This window comes from Caballeronia sp. S22 (assembly GCF_964261745.1).
Lineage (GTDB): Bacteria > Pseudomonadota > Gammaproteobacteria > Burkholderiales > Burkholderiaceae > Caballeronia > Caballeronia jiangsuensis.
In genome coordinates, this window is record NZ_OZ180037.1 from 295120 (window position 1) to 321207 (window position 26088).

Annotated in this window: 22 protein-coding genes and 1 riboswitch; of the genes, 7 read left to right on the plus strand and 15 right to left on the minus strand. The window is 63.5% G+C overall.

Annotated features, from left to right (window positions below; genetic code table 11):
- Positions 1 to 29 precede the first annotated feature (29 nt).
- The 6 genes from uca to ACEN42_RS25100 form a co-directional block, all read right to left on the minus strand.
- The gene (gene uca, locus ACEN42_RS25075) at positions 30 to 3584 is read right to left on the minus strand and encodes an urea carboxylase (RefSeq protein WP_371885054.1); all 3555 of its coding nucleotides are present in this window, start codon (positions 3582 to 3584) and stop codon (positions 30 to 32) included.
- Between the two features lie 164 nt (positions 3585 to 3748).
- On the minus strand, positions 3749 to 4393 hold the full coding sequence (locus tag ACEN42_RS25080; RefSeq protein ID WP_035511453.1) for an urea amidolyase associated protein UAAP2: 645 nt from the start codon (positions 4391 to 4393) through the stop codon (positions 3749 to 3751).
- Between the two features lie 13 nt (positions 4394 to 4406).
- On the minus strand, positions 4407 to 5114 hold the full coding sequence (locus tag ACEN42_RS25085) for an urea amidolyase associated protein UAAP1 (protein ID WP_371885055.1): 708 nt from the start codon (positions 5112 to 5114) through the stop codon (positions 4407 to 4409).
- Positions 5115 to 5131: 17 nt separating this feature from the next.
- Positions 5132 to 5905 carry an ABC transporter ATP-binding protein gene (locus ACEN42_RS25090; protein ID WP_238212369.1) on the minus strand — a complete coding sequence of 258 codons (774 nt, stop codon included), beginning with the start codon at positions 5903 to 5905 and terminating at the stop codon, positions 5132 to 5134.
- On the minus strand, positions 5902 to 6726 hold the full coding sequence (locus ACEN42_RS25095; protein ID WP_238294909.1) for an ABC transporter permease: 825 nt from the start codon (positions 6724 to 6726) through the stop codon (positions 5902 to 5904). Before ACEN42_RS25095 ends, ACEN42_RS25090 begins: the two co-directional genes overlap by 4 nt.
- Positions 6727 to 6756: 30 nt before the next feature.
- Positions 6757 to 7821 carry a putative urea ABC transporter substrate-binding protein gene (locus ACEN42_RS25100; RefSeq protein ID WP_035511463.1) on the minus strand — a complete coding sequence of 355 codons (1065 nt, stop codon included), beginning with the start codon at positions 7819 to 7821 and terminating at the stop codon, positions 6757 to 6759.
- Positions 7822 to 7879: 58 nt separating this feature from the next.
- Positions 7880 to 7987, minus strand: a riboswitch (guanidine-I (ykkC/yxkD leader).
- A 264-nt stretch (positions 7988 to 8251) separates the two neighbouring features.
- On the opposite strand from ACEN42_RS25100, the gene glyA reads away from it, so the two are divergent.
- From glyA to ACEN42_RS25135, 7 genes are all read left to right on the plus strand, one after another.
- Positions 8252 to 9499, plus strand: a complete 1248-nt coding sequence (gene glyA / locus ACEN42_RS25105) for a serine hydroxymethyltransferase (protein WP_187606898.1) — start codon at positions 8252 to 8254, stop codon at positions 9497 to 9499.
- 240 nt (positions 9500 to 9739) lie between these two features.
- On the plus strand, positions 9740 to 10348 hold the full coding sequence (locus tag ACEN42_RS25110; RefSeq protein ID WP_371885056.1) for a helix-turn-helix domain-containing protein: 609 nt from the start codon (positions 9740 to 9742) through the stop codon (positions 10346 to 10348).
- Between the two features lie 27 nt (positions 10349 to 10375).
- Positions 10376 to 10924, plus strand: coding sequence for an N-acetyltransferase family protein (locus ACEN42_RS25115; RefSeq protein ID WP_371885057.1), 549 nt, complete (start codon positions 10376 to 10378; stop codon positions 10922 to 10924).
- A 124-nt stretch (positions 10925 to 11048) separates the two neighbouring features.
- The gene (locus ACEN42_RS25120; protein WP_371885058.1) at positions 11049 to 12173 is read left to right on the plus strand and encodes a 2Fe-2S iron-sulfur cluster-binding protein; all 1125 of its coding nucleotides are present in this window, start codon (positions 11049 to 11051) and stop codon (positions 12171 to 12173) included.
- Positions 12174 to 12186: 13 nt separating this feature from the next.
- Positions 12187 to 13383: a M24 family metallopeptidase gene (locus ACEN42_RS25125; RefSeq protein WP_371885059.1), complete on the plus strand. Its 1197-nt coding sequence runs from the start codon at positions 12187 to 12189 to the stop codon at positions 13381 to 13383.
- A gap of 37 nt (positions 13384 to 13420) precedes the next feature.
- Positions 13421 to 14023 (plus strand): dimethylsulfoniopropionate lyase, encoded by a 603-nt coding sequence (locus ACEN42_RS25130; RefSeq protein WP_371885060.1) that lies wholly within the window; start codon positions 13421 to 13423, stop codon positions 14021 to 14023.
- 836 nt (positions 14024 to 14859) lie between these two features.
- Positions 14860 to 15408, plus strand: a complete 549-nt coding sequence (locus ACEN42_RS25135) for a hypothetical protein (protein WP_371885061.1) — start codon at positions 14860 to 14862, stop codon at positions 15406 to 15408.
- Here ACEN42_RS25135 and ACEN42_RS25140 read toward each other — a convergent pair.
- From ACEN42_RS25140 to ACEN42_RS25180, 9 genes are all read right to left on the minus strand, one after another.
- A complete protein-coding gene (locus ACEN42_RS25140) occupies positions 15387 to 17210 on the minus strand; it encodes a sigma-54 interaction domain-containing protein (RefSeq protein ID WP_371885062.1) in 1824 nt (607 codons plus the stop codon). The two genes, ACEN42_RS25135 and ACEN42_RS25140, sit on opposite strands and share 22 nt — an antisense overlap.
- A gap of 76 nt (positions 17211 to 17286) precedes the next feature.
- Positions 17287 to 18420, minus strand: a complete 1134-nt coding sequence (locus ACEN42_RS25145; protein WP_371885063.1) for a branched-chain amino acid ABC transporter substrate-binding protein — start codon at positions 18418 to 18420, stop codon at positions 17287 to 17289.
- A complete protein-coding gene (locus tag ACEN42_RS25150; RefSeq protein WP_238294901.1) occupies positions 18417 to 19136 on the minus strand; it encodes an HAD family hydrolase in 720 nt (239 codons plus the stop codon). The genes ACEN42_RS25145 and ACEN42_RS25150 overlap by 4 nt, the downstream gene beginning before the upstream one ends.
- Positions 19133 to 19903, minus strand: a complete 771-nt coding sequence (locus ACEN42_RS25155) for an enoyl-CoA hydratase/isomerase family protein (RefSeq protein WP_371885064.1) — start codon at positions 19901 to 19903, stop codon at positions 19133 to 19135. Before ACEN42_RS25155 ends, ACEN42_RS25150 begins: the two co-directional genes overlap by 4 nt.
- Entirely contained in the window at positions 19900 to 21243 is a 1344-nt protein-coding gene (locus ACEN42_RS25160; RefSeq protein WP_371885065.1) for a phenylacetate--CoA ligase family protein, read from the minus strand. The genes ACEN42_RS25155 and ACEN42_RS25160 overlap by 4 nt, the downstream gene beginning before the upstream one ends.
- Positions 21244 to 21270: 27 nt before the next feature.
- Positions 21271 to 21672, minus strand: coding sequence for a thioesterase family protein (locus ACEN42_RS25165; protein ID WP_371884703.1), 402 nt, complete (start codon positions 21670 to 21672; stop codon positions 21271 to 21273).
- Between the two features lie 172 nt (positions 21673 to 21844).
- Complete coding sequence (locus tag ACEN42_RS25170) at positions 21845 to 22864, minus strand: alcohol dehydrogenase (protein WP_371884704.1); 1020 nt, start codon at positions 22862 to 22864, stop codon at positions 21845 to 21847.
- A 203-nt stretch (positions 22865 to 23067) separates the two neighbouring features.
- The gene (locus ACEN42_RS25175; RefSeq protein ID WP_371884705.1) at positions 23068 to 24399 is read right to left on the minus strand and encodes an epoxide hydrolase family protein; all 1332 of its coding nucleotides are present in this window, start codon (positions 24397 to 24399) and stop codon (positions 23068 to 23070) included.
- Between the two features lie 196 nt (positions 24400 to 24595).
- Entirely contained in the window at positions 24596 to 26017 is a 1422-nt protein-coding gene (locus ACEN42_RS25180) for a cytosine permease (RefSeq protein WP_371884706.1), read from the minus strand.
- Positions 26018 to 26088 lie beyond the last annotated feature (71 nt).

A 26088-nucleotide genomic window follows, 5' to 3' on the forward strand; every position in this document is an offset into this window, starting at 1 on the left:
GTTTCCTTTGATATGAAGTGCCTCAAGCGTCAAGCGCGCTGTTCGATCACGGCGACGCGCTGCCCCGCGCGAACGGACGAACCCGGCGCGACATGAATCTCGCCGATGATGCCCGCGCACGGCGCGATCACCGATATCTCCATCTTCATCGATTCGATGACGACGAGCACGTCGCCCGCTTCGACGCTCGCGCCGGCCTCGACGCGCACCTGCCACAGATTGCCCGCGATCTCGCTATCGACGGCGATCTGGCCATCGGCGAGCGGCGCGATCTCCGCGTCGACGGCGACGGGTGCATCGAGCGCCGTTTCGTCGCTGCCCGCTTCGTGCCAGCGTTGCCGCTCCGCCTGAAACGCCGCTTGCTGATGCGCGCGAAACTGCGCGATGCCGTCTGCTTCGCGATCGAGAAAGGCCTGATAGTCGGCGAGAGACAGCTCTGTCTCCTCGATCTTCAACGGATAGCGTCCGAGCGGAAACGTCTCGCGTATGCGCAGCAGTTCGTCGCTGGAGACTTCGTAGAAGCGGATCTGATCGAAGAAGCGCAACAGATACGGACGTCCCGCGAAATCCGCGACTTCGCGATAGCGGTTCCACATCTGCAACGTGCGTCCGACGAACTGATACCCGCCCGGCCCTTCCATGCCGTACACGCACAGATACGCGCCGCCGATGCCGACCGAGTTTTCCGCCGTCCACGTGCGCGCCGGGTTGTATTTCGTCGTCACGAGCCGGTGACGCGGATCGAGCGGCGTCGCGACCGGCGCGCCGAGATAGACATCGCCCAGGCCCATCACGAGATAGCGCGCATCGAAGACGACGCGCTTCACGTCATCGATCGAATCCAGCCCGTTGATGCGGCGGATGAACTCCAGGTTGCTCGGGCACCACGGCGCGTCCTTGCGCACGGTGGTCATGTACTTGTCGATGGCGAGCTGGCACGCGGGATCGTCCCACGACAGCGGCAGATGCACGACGCGCGACGGCACGCGCAGGTCCTTTTGCAGCAGCACGCTGCGCCATGCCGACGCGACGTGTTCCAGCAGCGTGTCGAGCGGCAATCGTTCCGGCTGATAGTGAACTTGCAGCGAGCGGATACCCGGCGTCAGATCGACGACGCCCGGCAACCGCGATGCTTCGAGCGATTGCATCAACGCATGGCCGCGAAAGCGCAGCACGAGATCGAGCTCGGGCGGCCCGAGTTCGAGCAGCAGATGCGTGTCGCCGGATAGGCGCGCGACGAGCCGTTCATCGTCTTCACCGATGTCGAGCACGATCGGCGATTGCAATGTCGCTTGCGGCACAGGGTCCGTGCGTGCGGTCGCGATATCCACGGGAACGAAGCGCACCTTGTCGCCCGCCTTCAACTGGCCGATCTGCCACAGGTCCGCCTCGATCACCGTGACCGGACAGACGAAACCACCGAGGCTCGGGCCATCGGGGCCGAGAATCACGGGCATGTCGCCGGTGAAATCGATCGCGCCGACGGCATACGGATTGTCGTGAATGTTCGACGGATGCAGCCCCGCTTCGCCGCCATCGGCACGCGCCCATTCGGGCTTCGGACCGATGAGACGCACACCTGTGCGGCTCGAATTGAAATGGACTTCCCAGTCGGTGTCGAGGAAGCGGTCGATATAGGACGCCGTGAAGTACTCCGGCGCGCCGTGCGGACCGTAGATCACGCGCAGCACGCGCACATCGTCGAGACGATGCACGAGTGAATCGGACAACGTCGCGCCTGCTTCGCGGTTCGTGAGCCCATGAACATGCAGCACGTCGCCCGCACGCAATGCACGCCCGCCATGCCCGCCGAACTGGCCGAGCGTGAACGTGCTGCGGCTGCCGAGATAGCGCGCGACATCGAGCCCGCCGCGCACGCACAGATACGCACGCGCGCCCGCGCCGCGGATCGTGCCGAGCGCGAGCGTCGAGCCGGCCGTGACGAGAAATGTCGTGTTCATCGGCTGCGCGGTGTCGTCGAGCATGACGGGCAAAGTTGCGCCCGTCACCGCCACGATCGCATCCGTGTTGAAGCGCAGCGTCGGACCGCTCATCGTGATTTCGAGCGCGGCGGCATCGTCGTCGTTGGCGAGCAGGCGATTACCGAGGCACAGCGCGCGATCGTCCATCGGACCGGAAGGCGGCACGCCCACCGCCCAATAACCCGGCCTTCCCGGATAGTCCTGTACGGTCGTTTGCGTGCCGCCGCTCAGCACTTCGAATGTCGATGCGCGATAGCGCAAGCCTTCGAGACAACGCGTCCACGGATGGCCGCTTGCGAACGGCGTATCCGCGAGAATCTGCCGCAGATAGCCGCGATTCGTTTCGACGCCGTAGATGCGCGTCGCGTCGAGCGCGGCATCGAGCGCGTGACGCGCGGCATCGCGCGTAGGTTGCCATGCGATCAGCTTCGCGAGCATCGGATCGAACCACGGCGGCACCTCGCAACCCGCTTCGATCCATGTGTCGATGCGAAGCGCGCTGCCATCGGATGATGGAAACAACACATCGGTGAGCAGCCCCGGACAGGGCTTGAAATCGCGGCCCGGATCTTCGGCATAGAGACGCGCCTGGATCGCATGGCCGCGCGGTTCGAGATCGCGAGCGAGCGTGTCGAGCGAGGGCAACGTGCCCGCTGCAAGCTCGATCATCCAGCGCACCAGATCGACGCCCCACACCTGCTCCGTCACGCCATGCTCCACCTGCAGGCGCGTGTTCACTTCGAGGAAATAGAAGCGCGCCGCCTCGCTGTCGTAGACGAATTCGACCGTGCCCGCCGATCGATACGACACTGCACGCGCAAGCCGGATCGCGGCGTCGCAGAGCGCGGCTGCCATGCCTTCGGGGAGATTCGGCGCGGGCGTTTCTTCGAGCACTTTCTGGTTGCGCCGCTGCACCGAGCAGTCGCGCACGCCGAGCGCGATGGCGTCGCCCTTGCCGTCGCCGAACACTTGCACTTCGAGATGCCGCGCGCGTTCGATGTACTTCTCCAGGAACACGCCCGCATCGCTGAAATTGTTCTGACCCAGTCGCTTGACGATATCGAATTGCGCGGCGAGCTCGTCGGCGCTACGGCACACGCGCATGCCGATGCCGCCGCCGCCCGCCGTGCTCTTCAGCATCACCGGATAACCGATGCGTTGCGCCGCTTCGAGCGCGGCGTCGATATCGTCGAGGAGGCCGGTGCCTTCGAGCATCGGAACGCCTTCTTCAGCGGCGATCGCGCGCGCGGTGTGCTTGAGGCCGAAGGCGCGCAACTGCGCGGGCGTCGGTCCGATGAACGCGACACCGGCAGCTTCGCACGCTTCTGCAAACGACGCGTTCTCCGACAGAAAGCCGTAGCCCGGATGGATCGCCTGCACGCCTTCTTCGCGCGCGATAGCGAGAATCTTCGCGATGTCGAGATAGGTGATGCTCGCGGCGCCATCGCCGAGACTATGTGCGGTATCGGCAAGACTGACATGACGGCTCGCGCGATCCGCTTCGCTATAGACGGCGACACCAGTTACATTCAGCTCGCGCAGCGTGCGCAAAATGCGGCACGCGATCGCGCCGCGATTCGCGATGAGGACTTTGTCGAACATGAGTGGATGTTCAATGCGTGGGCGGGCCGTCCCGCCACGTGAGCATGCATGCCGGGGTCGTCCCCGGCAGGTTGGCGTTCATCAGTGCCTGGCGCGGCCTTCGAACTGAAGCAGACGCTGCGCGCGCGCTTTCATCACCGTGTAGAGCCAGCGACGCAAGGTGCTCAGTTCCATATCGTCAGCTCCGCCGGCGTCGGGTTATACGCGTTGCACGGGTTGTTCAGTTGCGGACAGTTCGAGATCAGCACGATCACGTCCATCTCGGCGCGCAACTCGACGTACTTGCCCGCGCCCGAAATGCCATCCTCGAACGTGAGGCCGCCTTCGGCCGTCACCGGCACGTTCATGAAGAAGTTGATGTTCGCGGCGATGTCGCGCTTCGAGAGCCTGCCATCGTGCGCGCAGGCCCGCAGATAGTTATCTCTGCAACTGTGCATGTAGCGCTTCTCCAGCGCATAGCGCACCGTGTTGCTTTCCTGCGCGCACGCGCCGCCGAGCGTGTCGTGCCGGCCGCATGTGTCCGCGATGATCGTCAGCATCGGATTGCCGAGATTCGAATAGAGCACGGTTCCCGTCGTCAGATAGAGGCTTTGCTGACGGCGTAATGTGCGTTGCGCGTCGTAGCGCTCGCGCGGATCGGCGGCGCTGTAGAAGAGCGTGTCGATCGCCTGATTGCCTTCGACGTCGCGGATGCGCAGCGTCTGCCCCGCCTTCAGTTCCTTGAGCCACGGCTCGCCCGCGGGCAGGGTCTCGCGAAAGATCGCGTTGACTGGATCGAGCGTGCTGGCCGTGAGATTGGATGTCGTCATGCGCGTCTCTCGCTCAGAGAAAGAATCGTTCGGTGTTGATGAAGCCGCGCGCGTTTTCATCGCACGATGCGCGGCAGATTTCCGCGACTTGTGCATCCGCATTGCTCAGCGCAAGCTTCACGGGCTTCGGCGCGTATTCGGGATTCGGGTCGAGCGGATGCTGGATCGCCGTCAGCACGACGAGCGTGTTCATCGGCGCATACAGTTCGATATAGTCGCCCGCCTGCGAATTGCCCTGCACGAAGTGCAACGCGCCCGCATCGGTCACGTCGACGCGGCTGAAAAGATTCAGCGTCATCAACAAGTCCGCGATGCCGAGGCCCCATTTGCCCAGTTCGACGAGCAGGTTATCCGTGCCGTTGCGATAGAACGCGTTGCGCAGTTCCTGATAGCGGCCTTCGCCGTATTTCTCGAACACTTCCGCCGCATTCGATACGCCGGCCAGGCTGTCGTGCCATCCGCACGTATCCGCGACAATCGCGGCGAGCACGCGCCCCATGTCCGAATAGAGGCAATGCCCTTTGGTCAGCTTCGCGGTGTGCTGGCATTTGAGCGTATCGGGAAGATTCAGACGCTCGCTCTTTTCGGCGGCATTGAAAAGCAGCATCGCGACGTTCGCGCCGCCGCGCACATCGGTGATGCGCAGCAACTGGCCGCGCTTCACGATCAGCGACGCGTGGCCGCCACCGGGAATCGTTTCTTCGAGCAGGATTTCGTTCATGTGTTATGTCCTTTCGATCATGCGGGCACGGCGAGCAGCGGCGGAACTTCCATCGCCGGATGCGCTTCGCGCACGCCGTTGCGTTCGAGCGGAATGTCGTAAGTGATGCGCGCGCCGTATGCCTGCGGCGCCTGCGGGTCGATGCGCACCTTGTCGAACACCAGCACGCGACTGCCGAGCGTGAAGCCTTCCTTCAGGTCGTGCGTGACCATGAAGACGGTCAGCTTCGCTTCGCGCCAGAGGCCCGTCAGCAGTTCGTGCATGTCGCGGCGGATGCCCGGATCGAGCGCGCCGAAGGGTTCGTCGAGCAGCAGCACGCGCGGCTTCATCACGAGCGCCTGCGCAAGCGCGAGGCGTTGCTGCATGCCGCCCGAGAGTTGATGCGGATATTTGTCGAGCGAATCGGCAAGACCGACGCGCGCGAGCATCGCGACGGCTTCGTCGCGTGCGAGACGGCGGCGCGCGCCGAACAGACGTCCCGTGAAACGCGCATGCGGCAGTTCGAGCCCGAGCATCACGTTGCGCAACACGGTCAGATGCGGGAACACCGAATAGCGTTGATACACGACGCCGCGATGCGGGTCCGGCTCGCTCGGCAAGGGCTCGCCATCGAGCAGAATCTCGCCGCGCGTCGGACGTTCCTGGCCTAGCAGCATGCGCAGAAACGTCGACTTGCCGCAGCCCGACGCACCGACCATCGAGCAGAACTCACCTTCCGCGATGCGCAGATTGAGCCGCTCCAGCACGACCTGATCGTCGTATTGCTTCCACAGGTTGCGGATCTCGATCATGCGCGGCCTCCGCGACCTTCCTGATACCAGGGGAACGCCCATTGCGTGAGACGGCGCAGCGCTTCGTCGATGAGCCATGCGAGCAGCGTGATCCACGCGACATACGGCAGGATCACGTCCATCGCGAGATAGCGGCGCACGAGGAAGATGCGATAGCCGAGGCCATCCGTCGATGCAATCGCTTCCGCCGCGATCAGGAAGAGCCACGCGGAACACAGCGCGAGCCGCAGCGCGATCAACAGGCGCGGCAGTAGTTGCGGCACGATCACGCGCAAGATCAACGTCCAGCTCGATGCGCCGAGCGTCTGCGCCTTGATCCACAACTCCTCGGGAATATCGCGCGTGCGCTGTTGCAGATCGCGGATCATCATCGGCGTGATGCCGATCACGATCAGCACGACCTTCGACAGCTCATCGAGGCCGAACACGATGAACAAAATCGGCAGGACGGCGAGCGGCGGGATCATCGATATCACCGTGATGAACGGCGAAAGCGTCGCGCCAACAAGCGGAATGCTGCCCGTCACGATGCCGAACACGAGCGCGATGGCCGCACTCGCGACGAGCCCGATGCCGAGCCGCTTCATGCTCGATACCGTGTCGCTCAGCATCAGATGCTCGCCCGTGCGCTTGTCCTCCGTGAACGCGTACTCGTTGAGCGCGGCCTTCATCTGCGTCGCGGACGGCAACAGCTTGTCGTCGGGGTTCGCTTGCAGGCGAAGCGACGAGCCGGTGAAGTACACCGCGACGAGCACGATGAACGGCAGCAGCAACAGCATCAGACTGCCGGTGCGGCCGGGGTGTCGGTTGATGAGCCGCATGGGCCTCTCCTCTTCAGAACGCCGCGCCGCTCACAGCTTGCCTTGCGCGGCCATGCGCACGTAGGTCGGATCGAAACGCAGCTTCAGATTGCTCTTGCTGCCGACGACCACGTTGTTCTCGAACGCCATGCCGACCGCGCCCGCGTTCGGCGCGCCCTTGCCGAGCAGACCGTGATCGAACGAGAACTGCGCGACGCGCGTCATGATCTTCGGCATGTTCGGGCTCGTCGCGAAGTCGAGCGCCTGTTGCGGCGTGTAGAACAGCGCGGTGGTCGAGAGCTGCGACTTGTAGCCGGCGAGATCGGTGCCCGATGCCTTGGCCATCGATGTAAGCGCGGCTTCGCTATCCGGCGACGTTCCGTGCATCGTCTGCATGATCTCGAACCATGCGCCCGTGAGCGCCTTGCCGAGCGCGGGGTTGTCGTGCAGCGTCTTCGTGTTGACGACCATCATGTCCATGATCTCGCCGGGAATACGGCTCGAATCGAACACTTCGGTGACGTTGGGCTTCGCCTTGAGATCGGCGAGCATCGGGTTCCATGTGACCGCGTTGTGCACGTCGGCGGTTGCGAATGCGCCGGAGATATCGGCATCGGACGTGTTGACGGTCTTGATGTCGCGCTCGCTCATCCCTGCCGATTCGAGCGCGCGCGCGAGCAGATAGTGCGACACCGAAAGCTCGACGAGATTGACCGGCTGGCCTTTGAGATCGGCGACCTTCTTGCCCGCACCCTTGATGAGCACGCCGTCGTTGCCATTGGAGTAATCGCTGACGATCAGCGCGGTGCTGTCCACGCCGCCCGTCGCCGGGATGGTCAGCGCGTCCATGTTGGTCATCGCGCAGCCGTCGAACTTGCCGGCGGTGTATTGATTGATCGATTCGATGTAGTCGTTGAGCTGCACGACATCGACATTGATGCCGTACTTCTTCGCCCACTTGGACATGATGCCCTGAGTCTTCGCGTAGCCCCACGGCATCCAGCCGGCGTAGATGGTCCAGCAGACCTTGAAGTCCTTGCGGGCCTGAGCGAATGAGGGCGTGGAGAAACAGACGGAGAGAGCGACGGCGGCAGCGGCGAGAAAACGGACGCGCATGAGGTTGACCTCGCATTGAACGGTTATCGACGGCAGGAGCGGCGCGACGCATCGCGTTCTCTCCCGGGCTTTTGTCCCGCCGTGTAACCTCGTTCGAGGTCGACAACTCTCGGACCAGCATCGCGCATCGACATCGATGCGGACCGGAACCCTAGTCATCCATTGCCAGATTGTGACTGCCACTCCTGAAGCTCGTTATGCGATAAGCGTGCCAGAACTGAAAGTACGTGGCTTCCGCGTATATGGCGCGGATTCGTGCACAGATACGAAGCGCATCCGCGATGTGCCCGACGCACGGGCGCACCAAACGGGTGCCCGCATTCCAGCGTAATGTCGGAATTCTTCTATCCGGATGCGCCGGCTTTCGATGGAATACGGGACAGTCGGAGTTCCCGCAGCAACCCGTTCTCTTCTCACATGGGTAACCATCATGTTCAGTCGCGCAGCCAGCACCGTTGAAAACGTCGATCCGGAACTCTGGGCCGCCATTAACGATGAAAACCGTCGCCAGGAAGATCACATCGAACTGATCGCGTCGGAAAACTACACGAGCCCGGCTGTGATGGCCGCACAGGGCTCGCAACTCACGAACAAATACGCCGAGGGTTATCCGGGCAAGCGCTATTACGGCGGCTGCGAATATGTCGATGTGGTCGAGCAGCTCGCGATCGATCGCGTGAAGCAGCTCTTCGGCGCCGAAGCGGCGAACGTGCAGCCGAACTCCGGCTCGCAAGCCAATCAGGGCGTGTTCTTCGCGATGCTCAAACCCGGCGACACGATCATGGGCCTGAGTCTCGCGCACGGCGGCCACCTCACGCACGGCTCGCCGGTCAATATGTCGGGCAAGTGGTTCAACGTGGTGAGCTACGGACTGAACGAAGCCGAGGACATCGATTACGAAGCGGCCGAGCAGCTCGCGAACGAGCACAAGCCGAAGCTGATCGTCGCGGGGGCGTCGGCGTTTGCGTTGAAGATCGACTTCGAGCGTCTGTCGAAGATCGCGAAGAACGTCGGCGCGTATCTGATGGTCGATATGGCGCACTATGCCGGCCTGATCGCGGCGGGTGTGTATCCGAATCCGGTGCCGCACGCGGACTTCGTTACCACGACCACGCACAAGAGCCTGCGCGGACCGCGCGGTGGTGTGATCCTGATGAAGGCCGAGTATGAGAAGCAGATCAATTCTGCGATTTTCCCGGGCATTCAGGGCGGGCCGCTGATGCACGTGATTGCCGCGAAGGCCGTCGCGTTCAAGGAAGCGCTGTCGCCGGAGTTCAAGGAGTATCAGCAACGCGTCGTCGATAATGCGCGGGTGCTGGCCGAGACGCTCGTGAAGCGCGGTCTGCGCATCGTGTCGGGTCGCACCGAGAGCCACGTGATGCTCGTCGATTTGCGCGCCAAGAAGATCACTGGGAAGGCTGCTGAAGCTGCGCTCGGCGCCGCGCATATCACGGTCAATAAGAACGCCATTCCGAACGATCCGGAAAAGCCGTTCGTCACGAGCGGCGTGCGACTCGGCTCGCCGGCGATGACCACGCGTGGATTTGGTACGAAGGAAGCGGAGATCGTTGGGAATCTCATCGCCGATGTGCTGGAAAGCCCGGAAGATGCGGGTAATCTCGAACGCGTGCGCGCGCAGGTCGCTGAGTTGACGAAGCGGTTTCCTGTGTACGGGTGAGGTTGGGGGTCGGGGTCTTGGCGGGAGCTTGTGGCTCGCTGCAGGCTTTTGCCGGATCCCGTTTTCGCGGTGGTCTATTAGCACTGCCCCTCCCCGGGGCGGGGGTCACTTTCTTTGCTGCTGCAAAGAAAGTGACTGCCGCCCCGCACAGGGGCAGTGCTAATAGACCACTAAGAAACCGGGATCCGGCAACAACGAACCTTGACAACGACATCTAGTTTACTGGACACTACATCCACTATGCTAGACACGACGCCTGAAGAAACCACCGCCAGCAGCGACATCAACCAACGCATCGCCGATCGCATCCGCGAGCTGCGCGCCGCCCGCGCCTACACCCTCGACGCACTCGCGGCCCGCTGCCGCGTAAGCCGCTCGATGATTTCGATGATCGAACGCGGCGCCGCCAGCCCGACGGCGGTGGTACTCGACAAGCTCGCCTCCGGCCTCGGCGTATCCCTCGCCAGCTTCTTCGGCGGCGAACAGGAAGGCACGCCAGCGGAACCACTCGCCCGCCGCCGCCAGCAACTGAAATGGCGCGATCCCGAATCCGGCTACACGCGCCGAAACCTTTCTCCACCCGGCTGGCCGTCCCCATTCCAACTCGTCGAAGTGGATTTCCCACCTGGCGCGCGCGTCGCCTACGAACGGAGCGGACGCGAATCGACGATGCATCAGCAAGTCTGGGTGATGAGCGGACGCATCGACATCGTGATCGGCGACGAGCTTCACGCGCTCCAGCAAGGCGACTGCCTCGCGATGCGGCTGGACCGGCCGCTGATCTTCAGCAACCCCGCTTCGAAAGCAGCGCGCTACATCCTCGCCATCGGCGACGCGCCCGCGACCTGATTCATCCTCAGCCTGAACGGATACCGAATGAACACCACCGCCCCGCACGACGACGTGCGCCTGATCGACTGCAACGAAGCCGAGCACGCGCTCGCCATTCTCGAGATCCTGAACGAAGCCATCGTCAATTCGACCGCGCTGTACGACTACAAGCCGCGCCCCGTCGAGGCCATGACGACGTGGTTCGCGGCGAAACGCGCGGGCGGCTTCCCCGTCGTGGGCGCATTCGATGCATCGGGCAAGCTGATGGGCTTCGCGAGTTGGGGCACGTTCCGCGCGTTTCCCGCGTTCAAATACACGGTGGAGCACAGCGTCTACGTGCATCGCGATTGCCGTGGACTCGGGCTCGGCGAGCGGCTGTTGCGCGAACTGATCCATCGCGCGAGGCAAGCTCAGGTGCACGTGCTCGTCGGTTGCGTGGACGCGTCGAATGAAGGGAGTATCCGCCTCCATACGCGCCTGGGCTTCACGCATTCCGGAACCGTCAGGGAAGCTGGATTCAAGTTCGGCCGCTGGCTGGATGCGGCGTTCTATCAGCTCAATCTGGAGACGCCCGCGCAACCCGTGGACGGCTGAACGGACCAGCCAGCGTCCCGGAACTACGCATAATTTGAAGTAATGGAAAACGGAAAATAAAGCGCGTTGACGGTGTTTTTGCGCGCTCCAATACTGCGCTCATTGCAAACGCACTTTGAGCGCCATGAACTCCGTAGACAGAAACTTCGCCCCTGCTCTCGACCTCACCGACCGCCTCGCCGATGCCATCACCTGGGAACACGGCGGCCGGCTCTGGCCGAGCGGCGAGCAGCAGACGCTGATATGCTGCCGCGTCATCGATGAAACGCACGACGTCAGAAGCTTCGAATTCCGCACGGAAGACGGATTGCCCGTGCGGTTCGAGCCGGGTCAGTTCATGACGATATCGGCGAACGTGCGGGGACGACCGGTCGAGCGTTGCTACACGATTTCATCCGCGCCGACGCGTCCGTTTCTGCTGTCCATCACGGTCAAGCGCGTTCCGGGCGGGACCGTGTCGAACTGGCTGCACGACAACATGAAGCCCGGCAGCACCTTACGCGCGTACGGTCCTTCCGGCGCCTTCACGCCGACGGCCGCGCCCGCGACGAAATCCCTCTACCTGTCCGCGGGCTCCGGCGTCACGCCGCTGATGTCGATGACGCGTGCGAGCATCGATCTCGGTCTGGACCGCGACATCGTCTTCATCCATAGCGCGCGCACGCCCGCCGATATCGTGTTCCGCGATGAACTCGCGCGGCTCGCGAAGCTTTCGCCACGACTGCGCGTGTTTTTCGTGTGCGAAGGCATCGGCGACGAAGCGGACTGGAATGGTCCGACAGGCCGCCTCAGTCTTCAGTTGCTGTCGCAGTGGGCGCCGGACTATCTGGAACGCGAAGTCTTCACCTGCGGCCCGGCCGGATATATGAACGCGGTGCGCGCGCTGCTTCGGGAAGGCGGCCACAACCCGGCGCGCTATCACCAGGAAAGCTTCGATATCGGCGCGGGTGTCGCGGCGGAGCCTGAAGCCGCGCCCGCCGCGACGGACACGTTCACGGTCAGGCTCTCGCGCTCGTCGAAGTCGTTCACGATGAACGCGTCGCAGACGGTGCTGTCGGCGGCGAAGAAGGCGGGCATCGCCGTCGCGTCGTCGTGCAGTCAGGGCGTGTGCGGTACGTGCAAGACCCGCGTGCTGGAAGGCACCGTCGACATGAAACACAACGGCGGCATCCGCGACAGGGAAGTCCAGAAGGGCTTCCGTCTGTTGTGCTGCAGCCGTCCGACTTCGGACCTCGTGCTGGAACTGTGAGGAGACAGGCAGCGTGATCGAATCCGAAGACAAGGCGCAAACCCTGCGCGACGTGCGGACATACCGTCTCGCGCGCGTGCTGGAGCAGTTGAAGCAGCATCGATGCCCCGCGATCCTGCTGTACGACCCCGTCAACATCCGCTACGCGACGGACACGTCGAACATGCAGATATGGACGGCGCGCAATCCGTCGCGCTACATCATGGTGTTCGCCGATGGCCGTATCGTCGCGTGGGAGTTCCATAGTTGCGAACACGTGTGGGACGCGCTGGACCTGAGCGTCGAACTGCGCGGCGCGGTGAGCTGGATCTACTTCAACGCGGGCCACGAAGCCGAAAGCCGCGCCGAACGCTGGGCGAACGAAATCATCGACGTGTTCCGCGCCCACGCGCGCGGCGAATGCCGGCTCGCGGTCGATCGGCTCGATCCCATCGGCACTGCGCTTCTCGTCAAAGGCGGCCTCACGTTGCTGGACGGACAAGCGATGATGGAAGACGCCCGCGCGATCAAGTCGGCGGGCGAGCTCGTGCTGATCGGCGAATCGCTGCGTGCCTGCGAGAAGGGTATCGAGCGCATGCGTCGCGAGCTGCGGCCCGGCATGACCGAGCAGGAGCTATGGGCGCATCTTCACTTCGAGAACATCCGTCACGGCGGCGAGTGGATCGAGACGCGGCTGCTCGCTTCCGGCGATCGCACCAACCCGTGGATGCACGAATGCTCGTCGCGCGTGCTGCAAAACGGCGAGCTGCTCGCGTTCGACACCGACATGGTCGGTCCGCACGGCTACTGCTCGGATGTTTCGCGCACGTGGATCGTGGGCGACGCGCGGCCATCGGACGAGCAGCGCAGGTTGTACGAACTCGCCTGGTCGCAAGTCCACTTCAACATGGATCTCTTGCGTCCCGGCATGACGTTTCGCGAATTCAGCGAGAAAGCGTGGAAGATTCCCGAGTTGTATCTGAAGAACCGGTATAGCTGCGTGGCGCATGGCATCGGCATGGTCGATGAATATCCGTCGATCGCGCATCGGGTGGACTGGGACAGCGCAGGTTATGACGGCCGTTTCGAAACCGGAATGACGCTCTGCGTGGAGAGTTACATCGGCGCGGAAGGCGGCACTCAGGACGTCAAGCTGGAACAGCAAGTCGTGCTCACGCAGCACGGCTGTGTGCCGCTCACGACATGCAGCTTTGAAACGGACTGGTTGTGACGGAGAATCGAAGCACTTGGTTACGAGGGATCCTCTTATGAATCGTCGTCCGGATAACGTGACGGCTTTCATCGCCATTGCGGAGAAGCTGTTCCAGTCGGAGACACTGCCGGAAGGCGGACGCCACGTCGCCGCGCGCGTGTTCGAGCGGCTGCAGACGCCATCCGACGACGGCGTGCGGCACCACACGCGCTATCCCGCGTGCGAGTGGCTCGACGCCACGCTTGCGCCTTTCATCGACGACGACACCGCCTTTGGCGCCGCCGCCCGCGCGATCAAATCGCTCGAACCCGATCTCGGATGGTCGCGCCGCTCATCGGGCGTGAATGGCAGCGACGATTACATCGACGCGCACGTGCACGGCATGATCTGCGGGCCCGGTGGCGCGGAAAGCCGCTATGACGTGCAACTGGGCTTCTCGCTGATGTTGCCGCACACGCGCTATCCCGACCACAGCCATCCGCCCGAGGAAGCCTATGTGCTTTTCACGCCCGGTGAATTCCGGCAGGACGGTGGCGAATGGATGAATCCGGGTATCGGCGGGGGCATTCACAACGTTCGCAACAATCCGCATGCGATGCGATCGGGTTCCGTGCCGTTTCTCGCCGTTTGGTCGCTGCTGACGAGGGAAGAAGACTAGGCGTCTCGACTTAGGCGGCGTGACGTCCAACGAAGACACGTCCGAAGTGTGCCCCTTCCTCAAACTTAAGCCTCGCTGGCGATCCGCTTTAAGACCTATCGTATTTTCAGTTCACAACATATCCACGAGCATGACCCGGTGCGGCGAAATGCGGCGCGCCGGGTTGTCCCTTCTACTGAACGGATCGTTGATATGTCGATAAAGCGGCAAATAGATACCACGCCCGCGGATGAACCCTCATTCTCATGGGACCCGCGCCAAACACCGAAGACGGCAGGCTTATTCGATGCACGTCCGCCCGGCCTGTCGATGAATGCAAGGCCCATCTACGACGGGGACCTCAATTGCATCATCGGCTACCAAGAAGAACTCTCTGGCATATCGCGGCTCTATTCAATCGACGGAGCGGTGACGTTGAGCGAGAAGCCTTTGGAAAGCCCGTTAATCGATCCGTTCGATCTATTGTTGATCGTCGGTAGTTTTTGGCGAGCGGGACTTCGAAGCTTCACGAGTTCCGGAATAAGAGGCGTAGGCGTCTCTATCACTCAAACCACACTTTTCGGTCTGCGTTCGCGATATCACGCATTGATGCAGCGAGAATTAAGATTTGCTGCCAGGCCCCTGATGCATATGCAGAATCCGGACCGATACGTACCGGTCCACATCCTTCGTCTTGCTATAAGATACGGAAAGCGTGCCCCGGACCCCAGAGCTGGAGAGGGTTTGTACATGTACACATATCCTATTCTACGCAACGGGAGAAGTTATATGCTCGAGATCCTTGTCCGAGAAAAAGACCAGACGATATTGCATTTCGTCTATGAGTCCATCAAGCAATGAAGCCCTCGATTGTTATCGACGTGGCGCACGCGGACCTTCCCTGCGTCACTACGCATTGGGACGACGAAGGATCGACCCTATCTTGCGAAGTTGACTATTCCGTCGCGCATGGTGCGAAAGCCGAACCAGACACATTGAGCGACAGATTGAATCGCGATTTAAATATCGTCGCGCGAAACTACGTCTTGACGGGCGGGACGTTCTCCTTGGTGCTCGACTCGCAAAAGCGAATCAAGGATTGGGACATTTTCACCATGCCCGCGCAATGGATCGATTGCGCATTCCCGTTCATCGAAGCGGCACCAGGCATACCGCATCTGCACGCTTCATTCGATGAGAACAGGCACGCTGAAACATTGGGCGTGCCTGAAATCTTCTACGAACCTAATCGCGGTACGCTCTATCTTTCGTGGGCAGAAGCCATAACCTGGCATGCGATCGGCGCAGCGCTTGCACTCGGCGTATCGAGCGATAGCCGCATGGCACAGCTTCGTCTGGATGGCGTGTTCATCTCGAAACGCGATCAGAAGAAGTCCGGGTCCTGAATCGCCTGCCGTATCGACCTCTCAATACGAATCCCATGCCGCTTCATCTTCGCGTACAGCGCGGGCTTCGACACCTGCAACAGCTTCGCGCAGTTCGTCACATTGAAGCCGCACGCTTCGAGCGCGGCCTGTATCGCGATGCGCTCCGCTTCCTTCAGCGAGACCGGCGCGCCAAGATGCGCCGCCGACGCGCCGCCCGTCTGCGCGACAGACGCACCGCCAAGCAACGACGACACATCCGCGATACGCTCGCCCTCGTTGAAATTGACGATCTTCTCGACGAGATTCTCGATCTCGCGCACATTGCCCGGCCAGTCGTGGGCTTCGAGTTGCAGCAACGCCGCTTCCGCGATCTCGGGCGTCGGCTTGTGCATGCGCGTGCAGTATCGATCGAGAAAAAATGCCGCCATCGCTCGGATATCCTCGCGACGCTCGCGAAGCGGCGGGATCGTGATTTCGATCACATTGCAGCGGTAGTACAAGTCTTCGCGGAAGGTCTTCGCGAGCACCATCGACGCGAGATCGCGATTGCTCGCGCAGATGATGCGCACATCGACGGGAATGCCGCGCGTATCGCCGATGCGCGTGACTTCGCGCTCCTGCAGCACGCGCAGCAGCTTCGCCTGCACGTCGATGGGCAGCTCCGATATCTCGTCGAGAAACACCGTGCCGCCATCGGCGGATTCGAACTTGCCGGGACGGCCATCGCGCGCCGCGCCGGTGAAGCTGCCGGGCGCATGGCCGAACAGCTCGCTTTCGATCAGCGCATGGGGTAACGCCGCGCAGTTGATCGCGATGAACGGCTGCGCGGCGCGCGCGCTCGCGTTGTGGATCGCCTGCGCGAAGACTTCCTTGCCGACGCCGCTCTCGCCCGACAACAACACGTTCGATGCGCCGCGCGCCGCCTTCTTCGCGGCATCGACGGCGCGCTTCAGACCCGCGCTCGATCCGATCACGCTGCCGAACGTGAAGCGCGCGTGATTGCCCGCGTAGCGCCCCGCCATCTTGCGCACGCGCCGCATCTCGCGAAACGTGTTGACGACCGACACCACTTCGCCGCAACGGTTCTTGATCGGAATGGCGGTGTCGAGCAGATGCAGATGCCGCGCCGGCGAATCGATGATCAGCTCGCGATCGACATAGCCCACGCCCGTGCGATAAATCGGTCCGACGATCGGCTCGAAGTCGATCACCTCGTTGAGCGTCTTGCCGATGCTCGTCTTCGGATCGATGCCGAGGATGCGGCCCGCGACCGAATTGACGTGCCTCAGCACCTGGCCCCGTCCGATGACCATCAGACCATCGCCGATATGATCGATGATCGCGCGCTGTTCTTCGACGAGCGTGTCGTAGGCGGCGAGATCGAAGGCGCTGTGCAAAAGGACGTCGAGCGTCGCGCCGAGCAATGCGATCCACGGCGCGGGCGTGGGATCGTCGGATGAAGGCGAACGCAGCGCGACGAGAAAGACACGCCGCCCGTGCGCATCAACGCGCAGCGCGAACGCCTGCGCCACCGATGCGGCCGCGCCTTGCAGCGACAGCGTCACGCAGCGTCCATCCGATGTCGCCGTCGCCGCTTCCGCGAGCGCTGCCAGCCGGTCGGACGGACACTGCGCGAAGAACGCATCGAGTGTGGCATCGGCGATATGCGCCGCGCCTTCGAGCACATGGCCGCCGCGATCCAGCGTGCAGATGCATGCTTTCGCTTCACGCGCCGCGAGACGGCGGGCTTCACGCCAACGGGGAGACGCGAGCGCACTCTCCAGCGTGGCGATGTCGGGATCGAGCGCGACGGTGGCCATGTCTCCCTGCGAACGGTCGGGCAACGGGTTCGAATATATCAGGACAAAATGCCGCCGCCCGGCGTCGCGTGGCGCATCAGTCCTTCTGCGCGATCGCGGTCAGCGCGCCGCCGTTCAGCCGGTACACCGTGACCGGCGCATCGATCCAGTCGCCGTTCGCATCGAACTTCACGGGGCCGAGGATGCTCGCGAACGACTGATCGCGCAAGGTCTTCACGAACACCTCAGGTTTCGCCGATCCCGCCTTCTGCATCGCGTCGGCGACCACGAGCGTCGCTGCATAGAACGCGGGCGCGTAAGTATCGACATCGGCGCTGAACGCGCTCTTGAACTTCGCGCGGAAGGTCTTGCCGTCGGGCAGCGTGTCGAGCGGCGCACCGCCTTGCGCGCAGAACATGCGCTTGTCCGCGACGCCCGCCGAGAGCTTGTCGAACTCGGGCGAACAGATGCCGTCGCCGCCGACGAGCGTCGCGTTCACGCCGAGTTCGCCCATCTGCCGCGCGAGCGTCGCGGCCTGCGCGTAGTAGCCGCCGTAGAACACGACCTGCGGATTGCGCGACTTGATCTGCGTGAGGATCGCCTTGAAGTCGGTCGACTTGTCGGTGCTGTATTCGCGCGCGACGATCTGCAAGCCCTCCTTCTGCGCGGTCTTGATGAACACATCGGCGACGCCCGTGCCGTATGCGGTCCGGTCATCGATCACGGCGGCGCGCTGCGCGCCCAGCACTTTCGATGCATAGACCGCCATGCGCCCGCCCATCACGTTGTCGTTGGTGGCGAGGCGAAACACGTAGGGATAGCCGAGATGCGTGAGATCCGGATTCGACGATGCGCCCGTCATCATCACGACGTGCGCATCGTTGTAGATGCGCGCCGCCGGAATGCTCACGCCCGAGTTGTAATGGCCGATCACCGCCGACACGCCATCGTCGACGAGCTTCTGCGCGACGTTCACGCCGACTTTCGGATCGCCCTGATCGTCCATCGAGATCAGCTCGAATTTCACGGGCTTGCCGGCGATCGTGAAGCCTTTCGCGTTCAGCTCGTCGATGGCGAGGCGCACGCCGCGCTCGTCGTCCTTGCCGCTTTGCGCCGCGCTGCCCGTGAGCGGCCCCGCCACGCCGATCTTGACCACCTGCTGCGCCTGTGCAACGTTGCATAGCATCGCAGCGGACGCGACGCACGCCATCGTCATCTTCATCGGTTTCATATCGTTTCCCCAGTCGCTGTGAATGACAGACTATCCAGAACGTCCCGTACCGGCGACAACGTGTCGAACTCGAAATCCGGGCGCGGCTGCCACGTGCCGAGCGTATCGCCGCCGCGATTGATCCATGCGACCGCCATGCCGAGCGGCTTCGCGCCATCGATATCGGCCCAGCTCGCGAGCGAGCAATGCAGCACGTCCTGCGCGGGCAGCGCGAGGCGGTCGAGCGCGAGCGAGAAGATCGCCTGCGACGGCTTGTACGCCTGCGCCATCTCCGCCGTCGTCACGTGCTCGAAGTAGCGCGTGAGTTGCGTGCGTCGCCACAGGTCGCTGTCCATGTTGGTGATCGGCATGAGCGGATAGCGCGACGCGGCCCAGTCGAGAAACGGCGCCGCGTCCTCGTGCGCGGGCGATGCCTCGACAAGATGCGTGAGGAACACGTCGGTCAGCGCATCCATCGTGTGGCCGCGGCGCGCACCGGGCCAGCGCGCATCGAGCACGGCCGCGAGCGCCTGCTGCGCGACATCGCGATAACGCGCGTACGCCTGGCCGCGATAGAGCCGCACATTGCGGATGTCCCAGTCGAGATAGATGTCGAACGGCGCGTCACCGGTTTCGACGGACAGCCGCCGCAGCACTTCCGCCATGCCGAGCGTGCCGCCGCGATCGACATCGACGAGCGTGCCGAAGTAATCGAAAGTCAGGGCTTTCGGGTTCATCGTGCATTCTCCTTGCGCGTCGCGAAGGCCTTCACGCGCTCGGCGGCGTCGGGGTCCGCGAAGGCGTCGATGGTCGCCGCGAATTCGAGTTCGAGACTGCGCGAAAGCGTGTCCGACAGTTCCGCGGTGACGAGCCGCTTGAGGCGCGCGATCGACGTGTGCGATTTTCCCGCGATGCGCGCCGCGAGCGCCATCGCCGTGTCGAGCATCGCGCCGCGCGGCACGACACGATTGACGAGGCCCATCGACAGCAACGACTGCGCGCTTTGCCGTTCGCCGAGCAGCCACAGCTCCATCGCGCGTTGATGACCGATCGCCTGCGGCAGCAGATGCGTGACGCCGCCGGTGACGAACTGCCCCCACTCCATCTCCGGAAAGAACGCGACGAGATCGTCGGACGCTACGACCATGTCGCAATTGAGCATCCATTCGAAACCGCCGCCGACGGCGAAGCCATGCACCGCGCCGACGACCGGTTTCGCGTTGAACATCAGATCGCGCGTGATGCGCTGAATCCGTTCGATGTGGCTGCGGATGCTTTCGTCGCTCGCGCTCTGCTCGCCGAATTCCTTCAGGTCGTCGCCCGCGCAGAACGCGCGGCCTTCGCCCGTCAGCACGATCACGCGGCAGGCGGCGTCATCGTTCGCGCGTTGCAGTGCGTCGTGCAGGTCGTCGAGCAGCGGCCCGCCGATCGCGTTCATGCGCTCGGGACGATCGAGCGTCACGATGCAAACGGGTCCATCCATGCGTGTCTTCACGTAGCTCATGCGGGCTCCTTGTCGATCCAGCGTGTCTTGCCTTCGGTGCGCGGAAAATGTTCGAACGGGACCATGGTGACGCTTGCACTCGCGCCGATGCGTTCGCGCACGGCCGCTTCGATGCGCGTCGCGGCATCGTCCCAGCGTTGCACGGGCAAGCCGTTCGCGGCCTCGACCGTCATCGCGATGCGGTCATACGGGCCCGGCCCTTTCAGCACGATGCGGAACATGCCCGACGCCCATTGCGGCAGCGACTCGACCGCGAGCCGCACCGCGCCCGGAAACACGTTCACGCCGCGCACGTTGAACATGTCGTCGGTGCGGCCCGTCACGCGGAAACGCCACGCGCTGCGGCCGTCCGGGCCGGGATCGGTGGCGGTCACCGTGACGACATCGCGGGTGCGATAGCGCACGAGCGGCTGACATTGCTTGCGCACGTGCGTGCAGACGAGTTCGCCCGTCGTGCCCGCTTCGATCGGCAAACGGGCAAGCGTCTGCGGATCGATGATCTCGGCGAACACGACATCGCTCGCGTGATAGAGCAGATCGTTGGTCCAGCCGGTCTGTCCGCCGAGAATGCTCAGCACTTCCGAGAGACCGAAGTTCGCGTTGCGCACCTTGAAGCCCCACTTCTCTTCCATCGCCGCGCGCAGCTCGGGATTGTCGAGGCCCGCTTCGCCGCCGAACAGGCCGAGCTTCAGCCCGAGGTCGCGCGGCGCGGGGCCGCCGGTCTCGCGCAACACCTGTTCGATCAGCGCGGGATAGGACGGCGTGCAGGAGATCGCGTTGATGCCGAGATTGAGGATCGAATCGATCAAAAGCCGCGTATTGCCGACGCCGAACGGCACGACCGTCGCGCCGGTGGCTTCGAGAATCGTGTGATCGGTGAAGCCGCCGGTCCACATGCAGTAGTTGAGGCAATGGACGACGCGATCGTCCGGGCGCAGGCCCGCGGCCCACATCGAGCGCGCGCCGACGCGGGCGATATCCGCGGCATCGCGCGCGCTGTTCGCGAGAATCAGCGGCCGGCCGGTCGTGCCCGACGTGCGATGCAGCCGCGCGATGCCGCCTTCCGCGCAGGCGGCGTAATCGCCGTAGGGCGACGCGCTTTCCTGGCTCACGCGCAGTTCGTCCTTCTCGGTGAAGGGCATCTCCTGAAGCGTGTCGAGCGTGACGTCGTCGCGGCCGATCCAGTGCGCGAGCCGCGTCCGGTAGAACGCCGACATCGCGCGCAGATACGGCCAGTGCGACGCCCAGAGCGCGTCCTGATGACGGCGCACGTCGGCGGGCGGAAGCGTTTCGAACGCTTCGTCGAAGTAGACGCCGTGCGTCGGGGAATGATCAGCCATGTGTTTTTCTCTCGTCATGTGGATGCGTCATTCGGTGCGGCGTTTCGCGGCGCGCGCTTCGATCGCGGATCGCTCGACGATGGCGCGCGCGTGGCTCGCCGTGCCGACCGGGCCGCCGGCATCGGAAGCGACGATGTCGAACCAGTACAGCGCGCCTTCGAGGTCGCGGAAAGTCGCGGTCGCGGAGACTTCGGCGCCCAGCGGCGTCGGCGCGAGATGATTGAGATGCGTCGTCACGCCGACAGACAGTTGCCCATCGCCGACGGCATCGCGCAGCGTTTCGGCGCATGCGCGCTCGATCAGCGACAGCAGCGCGGGCGTGGACAGCACGTCGGGATAGCGCTCGCCCGCGCCTTGCGCGTGGGCCGATGCGAGATCGGCGGATGTGACCGTGTGGGTAAGCGTGGCGGCTCGGCCTCGTTCGATCATGTGCGGCTCCGGGTTGTCTGGAGCGCAATCAATGCAAGGCGCGGGCCATATGCGTCAAAGCCCCGGCTGGCGGGGCTTTGCGGGTTTTGCGGATGCCGTGGACCGGCGTAGTGGAAAGATTCTTAACGTTGCGATTCGAAACGGTCGTCGGGTTGTTTTACGGTGATGCGCTTCACTTCCCCGGCGTCAACACCACCCTGAACCGCGCCTTGCCGCTCATCATCCGCGCGTACGCTTCGGCCGCGCGAGAGAGCGGAAATTTTTCGATCATCGGCTTCACGCCCGACAGCGCGCTGAACGCGAGCGTTTCCTGCGAATCCGCCGCCGTGCCGGACGGCCAGCCCTGCACCGAGTTGCGGCCCATGATGAACTGGGTGATCGGCACCTCGACCGGCTCCTCCGATATCCCGACCATGATCAGCTTGCCGTTGAGCCCCAGACCGCCGATGGCCGCGTTCATCGCCTTGCCGCTCGTGGCCGTCGCCAGAATGACGCGCGCGCCGCCGAGCGCCTTGAGCGCGTCGGCTACGTTCTGCGATTCGCTGTCGATGTAGTGATGCGCGCCGAGCTGCTTCGCGAGCGGCTCCTTGTCCTTGCCTCGCGCGATCGCCGCCGTCACGAAGCCCATCTTGCGCGCGAACTGCACGCCCAGATGACCGAGCCCGCCGATGCCGAGAATCGCGACGACATCGCCCGCGCGCGCCCCGCTGTTGCGCAGCGCATTGAAGGTGGTGATGCCCGCGCAGAGGAGCGGCGCGGCATCGACATCGGAGAGATCGTCGGGCATGCGCGCGAGCGCTTCCTGCGGCGCGACCATGTAGTCCGCGTAGCCGCCGTCGTAGCTGATGCCCGGCACCAGCGCGCGCTGGCAAAGCACGAAGTCGCCGTGACGGCAATGCTCGCAATGTCCGCAATGCCCGCCGTGCCAGCCCACGCCGATGCGCTGCCCCTTCTCCCATCCTTCGACGCCCGCGCCGAGCTTCTCGATCACGCCCGCGATCTCATGGCCCGGCACGCGCGGAAACTGAAGGCCGGGCCACAGACCCTCGACGGTGAGGGAATCGCTGTGGCAGATCCCGCAGGCCTGCACCTTGATCAACACGTGTCCGTCGGGCGGCTCCGGCACGTCGCGCTCGACGACTTCCAGCGGACCGTTCGCTTTCGCTACCTGCACTGCCTGCATCGTTGGCATCGCTTGCTCCTTGTCATGGGAGAAACACGCGCGGCGCGGCTGGCACGCCGCAATCGGATGACACGGCCCGGCAAAATCGCAATCCCGACCGCATCGTCGAGGAACGTCGGAGATTGCGATTGTGACAGGTCTCGCGCCGATGCATGCGCCGCGCGGCCAGACCAACGAACGCACGCGATGCCGCGAAGGCATCGCGCATTGCCTTACGCCGAACGCAGCGAACGGAAGCTCGCTCGAACCTCGTCCGAGAATGCCTGTGGCTGTTCCCACGCCGCGAAGTGCCCGCCTTTCGGCAGACGGTTGTAGTGAATCAGCTTCGGATAGGCCTTCTCGATCCAGCTTTTCGGCGCGGCATAGATCTCGTCCGGGAACACGCTCACCGCGACCGGAATCGCGATGTGCTTCGGCGCGAAGAAATTGAGCTTGTTCTCCCAGTAGAGCCGCGCCGAGGAAATTCCCGTGTTCGTGAACCAGTAGAGCGAGATGTTATCGATGATGTCGTCGCGCGAGAGTCCTTCGGTCTGCCCATCGAACACGCGTGCAATAAGCGCCTGGCTCGCCGCGTCGTGATCGATCATCCATGCGGCGAGGCCGATCGGCGAATCCTCGATGGCGTACAGCGTCTGCGGCCGATTCGCCATTTCCTGCGCGTAACCGAGGCCGTGCTTGTAGAAGAAGTCGAGTTGCTCGAATGCATGGGCCTCGTCCGCCGAAAGACCCGCGGGCGCCGGATCGCCGAACTTGAGCGCATGCGCGATATCGTCGGGAACCGTGGCCGGCATGTTGGTATGAATGCCGACGAGTTCCGGCGGCGCGATGAGCGCCATCTGCTCGGTCACCGCATTGCCCCAGTCGCCGCCCTGCGCGACATAGCGCGTATAGCCGAGACGCTTCATCAACGCGATCCACGCGCGTGCGATGCGCTGCGGGTCCCAGCCGGTCGTCGCCGGCTTGCCGGAGAAACCGTAGCCGGGCAGCGACGGGATCACCACATCGAACGCGTCGGATGCCTGGCCGCCGTGTGCCGTCGGATTGGTCAGCGGATCGATGATCTTCAGTTGCTCGATGATCGATCCGGGCCAGCCATGCGTGACGATAACCGGCAACGCGTTCGCATGTTTCGAGCGAACGTGGATGAAGTGGATGTCGAGACCGTCGATCTCGGTGACGAAATTCGGCACCGCGTTCAGCCGCGCTTCGACCTTGCGCCAGTCGTAATCCGTCGCCCAGTGGCGCGCGAGCTTTTGCATCGTCGCGAGTTGCACGCCTTGCGATGCATCGGTGACGGTTTCGCGCTCGGGCCAGCGCGTGGACTTGACGCGCCGCTTCAGATCGGCGATTTGCGCATCCGGAACATGCACGCGAAGCGGGCGAATGGCGGTCTTGTCGCCGCCCTTCACCTGCACGATTTCCGCGCTGCCCGGAGCCGGTTCGGCGAAGGCGAGGCTACTCAATGCGCCCGCGGCGAGCGTCGCCGCCGCAATGCCGATGAAGTGACGGCGCGACGGCGTTTCGAGAGAAATATCGTTCGACATACAAACCTCCTGGATACTTGAGCGAGGAGGGGCGATGCATGCCGACAAGCCTTATCGTCACCGCCTCGATGCGCCGCGAAGGGTTTTCGCAGCAGGTGACGCGATTATGTGCATATGCACATGACGCGTAAACGCAGGCGGACGTACAACACTTTTGTCAGGCGGGAAAAAGTCCCGCCCGGCATGGCTTCATTTGTTACCGCGACGCACCGGATGCCACCTGCGCGCCGTTCTGCCGACGCCGATAAACCGTATCGCGCGACGCAAGCCAGTAATAAACCGGCGACGTCAGCAGCAATCCGACGACCCATGACAGATCCGCGCCGTCAAGATACTTCGGCACCGGGCCCGCGTACATCGGCGTATTCATGAACGGAATCTGCACGGCGATGCCGATCGCGTAAGCAATCAGCGCCTGCGGATTGAAGCGTCCATAGATGCCGCCGTCCACCTGAAAGATCGACTGGATATCGTACTTGCCTTTGTGGATCACATAGAAGTCGATGAGATTGATCGCGGTCCACGGCACCAGCACGACGAGCAGCGCGAGCACGAGATCGACGAGATTCGCGACGAAGTTCGTCGATGCGCCAATCGCGAAGTAGCAGCACGCGACCAGAATCACGACCGACAACACCGCGCGCGCCTTCGCCGTCGGAATCCAGCGATACGCGAAGGTTTGCAGCGACGTGATCGACGCGAGCACCGCGCCGTAGAGATTCAGCGCGTTGTGACTGATCACGCTCAACAGGAACAACACGAGCATCGGCAGGCCGAGCGGTCCGGTGGCGAGCTTCACGGCGTCCATCGCATCGGCGCCGGGCGGCACCGCCAGCACCGCGACCGCGCCGAACACGAACGCGAGCGTCGAGCCGATCGTGCAGCCGAGATACGTCGCCCAGAACGTCGATGCGACGCGCACGTTCGCCGGGAGGTAGCGCGAATAATCGGAGACGTAGGGCGCGAACGCGATCTGCCACAGCGCCGAGAGGGAAACGGTCGCGAGCCAGCCGGCGAAGTCGAAGCCGCCGCGCGTGAGGAAATCGTTCGTCGAGATATGCGTGAGGATGTAGCCGAATCCGACGCAAATACCGATGCCGAGCACCCATGTCCCGATGCGGTTCAGGATATGAATGAACTTGTATCCGATGATGCCGATCAATCCCGATCCCACCGCGCCGATCACGATGCCGACAGGCACCGACACCGACGACTCGATCCCATGCAGCGATTTTCCCGCCAGCACGATATTCGACGCGAAGAAACCCACGTACATCACACCTGCTATGACGGTCACGAGCAGCGCGCCCCACGAGCCGAACTGCGCGCGGCTCTGGATCATCTGCGGGATGCCCATCTGCGGCCCCTGCGCCGAATGCAGCGCCATCAGCACGCCGCCGACCGCCTGACCGACAATGATCGCGACGATGCCCCACAACAGGTTCAGATGAAAGATCTGCACGCCGAGCGCGCCGGTCACGATCGGCAGGGGCGCGATGTTTCCGCCGAACCATAGCGTGAAGAGATCGCGCACCTTGCCGTGACGATCCTCGGGCGGCACGTAGCCGATGGTGTGCTTCTCGATCAGCGGAGCAGCATTGCGTTGCGCGTTAGTCAAAGTCGTCTCCTTAATGCGCGCGGCAAAGCGATGCCCTGACGCTCAGGGCGTCGGGGTCGCTTCAGGCGCTT